The sequence below is a fragment of the Pseudoalteromonas sp. TAE79 genome (assembly GCF_000498015.1).
GTDB lineage: Bacteria > Pseudomonadota > Gammaproteobacteria > Enterobacterales > Alteromonadaceae > Pseudoalteromonas.
The window spans coordinates 1-6,124 of record NZ_AUTL01000115.1 but is presented as its reverse complement, the minus strand read 5'-3'; the positions used below and the strand labels follow the sequence as shown (position 1 = coordinate 6,124).

The following is a 6,124-nucleotide window of genomic DNA, read 5'->3' as shown; positions in this document are numbered from 1 at the left end:
GACTTGTCGCTTTTGAAAACCCACCTCACGATAGTGACCTTTAGGTAAAAAATCTCGGTCAACTAAAATGACTTGTACCTCATCAGGTGTTTCTGTTTGAGTCAGCGTTTTACCTACTCGGCCTTTTTGTCCGCCAGCTGATTTTTCTGACTTCTCTCTTGTTGGCTTTGTTCGGTTGATATCTTTTGATGGAGGAATGCTACTATTTTGACTATTAAGTCCTAATTTACTAGCTAGCATAACAACGACAACAAGAATGAGTTCAATAGACATCTTCAACGCTGGCGAGAGTGTTTTATCTTCTTGTAACTGAGTTTTAGTTTGCTCAACTATTTCAGTGATATTTATGCTGTTTAAATTCATTAAAGCTAGAGCGATAGGGTAATAGCTCTAGCTTGGCATACTGGCAGGATCAGTCAATAGCTAAAAAAGATCCTTAGAAAATAATTTGTCTTGGTGAATAGTTACAAAAGAACAAGGATAAAAAGCGCCTGAGTTCATTTAAGAACAATATGCTAAACAGTTACTTTAAGGGCTTATTTAATCGTAACCTTTGCATCACTTACCCATGTCTCAGTTATAGCTTCATCATTTTTATCAACTAAATACGCGCGTATGTTCACCGGATTGTTGTTAGCTTGTTTGTAGTCAAACGCTAATCGCCATTGGTTTGTACCAACTACCGGATAAACTCCAATAGGTTCTAGTATTTCACCGTTGCTGGCTTCAACAATCGGCTTTATACCACTTTTGTTATCTAAGCCTTTGAATACTGGACCTTCAAAATCAATCACCATCTTGTTAACGCCTTCAGGAATAGGCTGGCCGGGAATTCCGCCTAAGCCTTGGCGAGTATTTACAACGCTTGCAAGCGTTTTTGATTTTGGATCGAGTGGACGCCACTCAATATCATAAGAAAAGGTAAACTCATCACCTTTGCGCGCCTCTTTTTCAGGCACCCAATAGGCAACAATATTGTCGAACGTTTCATCTTTTGTAGGAATTTCGATTAACTGTACTGCGCCTTTTCCCCAATCGTCAGTAGGTTTAATCCACGCTGATGAACGCTTATTATAAAATACGCCATCGTCCTGGTAGTTGTTAAAGTCACGATCTCTTTGGATTAAACCAAACCCTTTTGGGTTCTCATCAATAAAACTATTGGTCGAAACCGACTGAGGATTATTTAACGGGCGCCAAACGTATTGACCCGATCCTGTGTGAATCGCCAGGCCATCGCTGTCGTGAATTTCTGGGCGCCAATCTTTAGCTTCTGTTTTATCTTTTTGTGAGTACCAATACATACTGGTTAACGGTGCTACGCCTAAGCGTTCAACATCGGCGCGCATATACAAATTAGCCGTTACAGAGGTAATATGGCCTTTGGCTTCTTTGTTATCTTTACTTAGACCAAATCGATAAGCACCAGTGATAGAAGGCCCTTCAAGCAATGCCCAAACAGACACACTTTCACCTTTTTTCTCTGCGGGGCCAATCCAAAATGCAGAAAAGCGCGGAAATTCTTCTGGCTGATTCATACCCGTATTAATTGCAATACCTCGAGCCGACAGTCCATATTGCCCCTCTGGCCCGTCGGTACGAAAATAAGACGCACCTAAAAAAGATATCCAATCTGGTTTCATATCTGGGCGCATTATTCTAAAACCTGCAAATCCAAACCCTTCTGGGAGATCGTGAGCTGGGCTGTCATCAGGTATATCAAAAACGTCATTACTAAAAGGTACATTTTGAACCTGATTTTTATCGTCTCTGATGTAAATACTTACTGGCTCAGGAAAATATCGCCCTGGGTAAAATAATTGTACAGGTGCCTTTTTTCCACTTGGGTATAAGGTTTCATCTTCTTTAAAGCGTATTTTCCAATGTTCGTCATACGTAATTTTATCGATTAACTCCGGCGCTGGCACCTTAGTTGACGTATAGGGCTTTTCGGCTGAGGCTTTTGCCAGCGCTTTTAAGTCTTCGAATGAAAACTCCGTTTTATCTACTGCTTCTGTCGCGTAAGACGACATCGAAGTGCTAAAAATAATTGCGATAAATAACTTTAATTTCATAAAAAGAATGTCCAATAAATTGAGTCAAATAAAAATGGGAACGCTGCACGAGCGTATGTTTAACTTAAAGTTCTGCATGAATATTACGTGACGTAATATGAACTAGCGTTTACTAAAGTATTGTTATTTGACTACAGGACCTCCTATAATTATTTTTTTAGGCTATTGATTTTCAGGGAAATTGCGCGCGTTTAATGATACCGCTGAAGTAAAAATAAGCGGGGATAGCGCAATTTATTGAACGAAGCCCTCAGGAGGTATGGATATATTTAGGTTTTAGTTGCCCACTTTTCTAAGGCAAAAATTTGTAGAGTGGCTGGTTTTTCTAATCGTTATAGGTGCATAGTTGATTTTAGGCTAAAGCGTATTATAAGCAGTAAAAGTGAAGGATAAGCCATATAACCACACTATTAGAACGCTGGTATTTAAATGGATAACGATTGCATTTAAGTGTTGAAAAACAAAGAGGCTCACCACTTTTAAAATTTGCAATTAATAGCTAATTTTACTAGCCGTCCACCTCAGGGCGTGTTGTTACGTGTTTGATACGCTCTTTCAGTAACCGACCCTTTGCAACTGATTCATTTTTTAAAAAGTTAACCATAAAATGATAATCAGGGTGTGTTTTTAAACTACGACTAACAAAATACACGTTAGTTGTATTAATAGAGAATGTTTCTCTAATACCCGCTCCTGGATTTTTGCCTGCTAACAGGCTTAGTTTTAGACCAGGAATGTTAAACACTATATGTTGATAGCCACCATGATTTTTAATAGTTGGAAAGCCCATTGATGGTGTATCTACTATTTGATTATCAACATATACAGCTAGATAAGTATTTGCAGGAAGTTCAGTATTTCCTAATAGGTAATCTGAAAAAGCAATCATGCTTTCTTCACGAATTGAATTCTTTGTATCAGGAATACCGAACCCACTCCAATCTGTTGCAGACAACCTCCAAGCAATGCTTACAGCAAAGTACATGAAATTAAACGCTATTTCGTCGCTTGGTGGAAAATACCATACTTCATCTTTTACATGAGACAACGTTTTAAACTTTTTTATCTTTGTAGCTAGTTTAAAACCGTTAGGACGAGCCATAAAAGATATTACTTTATCTTCCCCATTTTTGGAGAATTTCAATTCACAACGCTCACAAAGTAAATACTTTTTAGCTTGCTTGTCAGTATAGGCTGCTGATTTATTAGAACCATTAATCACAACAATGTTTTGTCCGTGTTCAGGGAAACCTTTACTAATTGATCGGTAAACAGCTTTAGGCATAAAGTGACTATCTTTAAGCTTCGCTGATTTCGTACACAATGCACAGATTCCGTTCACCAAACCTCCTAAACGTATAACAACTTATTGAACAACACTTTGAGAGTTATAACGCCCCAAAACGGCGTTTATTACATTGTTTAATAATTCCACTAACTAACTTTAATGTAAACAAGTAATTAGGCATGTAATAAAAAGGTCTTTGTTATTTTTCACCAAAACGATTTTTAATGATGTTATCGGACAAAATTAAAATAGCTATTTATATAAACAGTTGGTTCTGTCAGTTAGCTTTATTTATGTAGCTACCTTTTACGAGCATAATTAACAAACGTACGGATACTAAGCGCTAGTTAAGGCTTACTTATACTGGTTTAGCATTTTTATACGCTTTATTTATACGCTTTAATAGTTGGCGTTTAGCCTTGTTCGGTGAAAAACTCGAGTAAAGAACAAAAGAAAGTTGTAGGAAAATTTTGGCTTTATGTATTTAGCGCGTAATTAGCTAAAGCATTGGTTAGATAAGCGAGCCTTAACATATTAATGATACAGACTCGCTAGAGATATTTATGATAAAAACGAATGAGTGAGGTGTTTACTTTACATCAAAGTTCACGTGGTCAAAGTATGGATTTTTCTCATGCGCTTTAAGTACACTAATTGTAGTAAGCACAATGAGTTGCAGCTCGCTATTTACGTTAACAACTATGCATTCGTCTCTATTAGCATTGCGTTTTGTGTCAGTTGCTACGCCACATACACCATCACCATTTTTTAATATAAGCTCAATGCTTAAATGGTGCATACAGGCAATTTCGATGTAGTCGTATTGGTTGCAACTGATCATAAAATCCCTCTTTTATATTATTTAGCCGGTTTAAAAATCATTAAAAAAGCAATAACAACAAGGTTGGCTATATACCAAAGATCTTTAATTACAAACTGCCCTAAGCGATCCAATAAAGTGGAAGAACTAAATGCACCGGTGGCGGTAATTAAGAATGTTTGGGTCATCATAAATACGCTTAAACACGCTAAGCCACTTACAATAATTAGCTTTTTATTATTTAAAAATAGCCCTAAGCCCAATAACACAGCAAATAATACATCAAACCCGCCAATCACGTTAGACGCGCCTTGTACGCTAAATACCGTGTATAACCACGACATAAACGGTGAGGTTTCTACTAAACTTACAATGCCTTTTGCTTCAAACTCATAAAACTTCATGCCGCCAATCCACAATAAAACCATGGCAACCGGTATAAAGTTTAAAAGTACGTGTTGTTTGTCGGTAAGTTTGTCTTTATAAAATAAAAACAAATACAAAGGCACTACAGCAAAGTATTTAATTATGCCCTGCCCACTACCAATGATTGGAAAGCCGCCAAGTTGAGCCATCCAACGGTTGCTGGCAAACAAGGTAAGTAATGCTACTAAACTTATAATTGCTGCAAGTAAAAGTGCTGGCGTAGGTTTCATTAGTTTAAGGCGAGCGAGCACAGTGGCAAACGCTAAGGCAATCATAAATGAGCCACTAATCAAACCTAATGCAGATACAGACATTAGCGAATCAACGCCATAAAAACTAAACGTAGCCGTTAACGTGTTAGAGTTTGCTCCTAACGCAAACGATAAGCCAAGTAACAAAAAGCTACTCGCTAATAAAAAAGTAATCACGTTGTTGGTTAATTTTAAGTTCATTGTATTTCCTAGTATTCGTTAAGACTTACAAAGACCTTGCTAGTCGATAAAACAATTCAAGCTAACTCTTAAAAATATAAGAGTTGATTAAGCACAACGTAAGCTCTCATCAGGTAATATAATCAATCACTTTAGTTTATAGTTTATTACCTCTTTATTAATAAAATTAAATAAGTCTAATATTCATATGATGTGCGTCATTTTTTTTATTATAAAATGAAGTAGAATAACGTCGCCTTTTCAATACACAGAATGCATGCATTTCTAAAACTTAGGGACATTTTTAATGAAGGGTACTGATATTCGAGTTACCTCTGGACTGATTTCTATAGCCATTGTTTTACTACTTTGGTTTGCTGTACCGCCCCCGCAAGGTGTTACCGAAAACGCATGGCATTTGTTAGCTTTATTTATTGGTACTGTTGTTGCCATTATTGGTAAAGCAATGCCAATCGGCGCCATTGCTATTTTAGCTATTACCTCTGTTGCGTTAACTGGCGTAACTAATGACAGCCCATCTGGCGCTATTAAAGATGCATTAAGTGGCTTTTCTAATTCATTAATTTGGTTGATTGGTATTGCTATTATTATTTCTCGGGGTTTAGCTAAAACTGGTTTGGGAAATCGTATTGGCTATAATTTTATTTCTCTTTTTGGTAAAAAAACAGTTGGTATTGGTTACGCACTCGCACTTTCTGAACTTGTTATAGCGCCTGTAACGCCAAGTAATACCGCGCGAGGCGGCGCTATTATTCACCCAATAATGAAGTCGATAGCAACAAGTTTTGGCTCGTCCCCTGAGGAAGGTACATCTCGTAAAATTGGGCACTACCTTGCTTTAGTGAGCTACCATATAAACCCTATTACATCAGCTATGTTTATTACGGCGACTGCGCCAAACCCTCTAATTGTAAAGCTGATTGCTGATGCTACCGGTGCAAATATCAGTATTACTTGGAGTACGTGGGCGCTGGCAGCGCTTGTTCCTGGTTTGCTATGTATTGCCCTTGTGCCTTTGATTGTTTATGCCATTTACCCACCTGAAGTTAAAAGTACGCCCGAC

6 protein-coding genes are annotated in these 6,124 nt (G+C 37.6%); 1 reads left to right on the top strand and 5 read right to left on the bottom strand.

Features of this window, described 5'->3' with window-relative positions; translation table 11 throughout:
* From L655_RS0106845 to L655_RS0106825, 5 genes are all read right to left on the bottom strand, one after another.
* Positions 1-363, bottom strand: a 363-nt coding sequence (locus L655_RS0106845; RefSeq protein ID WP_024604528.1) for a DUF6444 domain-containing protein, incomplete at its 3' end; no start/stop codon positions are given.
* Between the two features lie 173 nt (positions 364-536).
* Positions 537-2,075 carry a glucan biosynthesis protein gene (locus L655_RS0106840; RefSeq protein ID WP_024604527.1) on the bottom strand — a complete coding sequence of 513 codons (1,539 nt, stop codon included), beginning with the start codon at positions 2,073-2,075 and terminating at the stop codon, positions 537-539.
* Between the two features lie 508 nt (positions 2,076-2,583).
* Positions 2,584-3,360 (bottom strand): hypothetical protein, encoded by a 777-nt coding sequence (locus L655_RS0106835; protein WP_231616352.1) that lies wholly within the window; start codon positions 3,358-3,360, stop codon positions 2,584-2,586.
* Between the two features lie 592 nt (positions 3,361-3,952).
* The gene (locus tag L655_RS0106830) at positions 3,953-4,204 is read right to left on the bottom strand and encodes a Rho-binding antiterminator (protein ID WP_024604525.1); all 252 of its coding nucleotides are present in this window, start codon (positions 4,202-4,204) and stop codon (positions 3,953-3,955) included.
* Between the two features lie 17 nt (positions 4,205-4,221).
* Complete coding sequence (locus tag L655_RS0106825) at positions 4,222-5,061, bottom strand: DUF417 family protein (protein ID WP_024604524.1); 840 nt, start codon at positions 5,059-5,061, stop codon at positions 4,222-4,224.
* Positions 5,062-5,347: 286 nt separating this feature from the next.
* Between L655_RS0106825 and L655_RS0106820 the strand changes: the two genes are divergently transcribed.
* Positions 5,348-6,124 (top strand): DASS family sodium-coupled anion symporter (locus L655_RS0106820; RefSeq protein WP_024604523.1); only part of this gene is annotated, 777 nt, incomplete at its 3' end.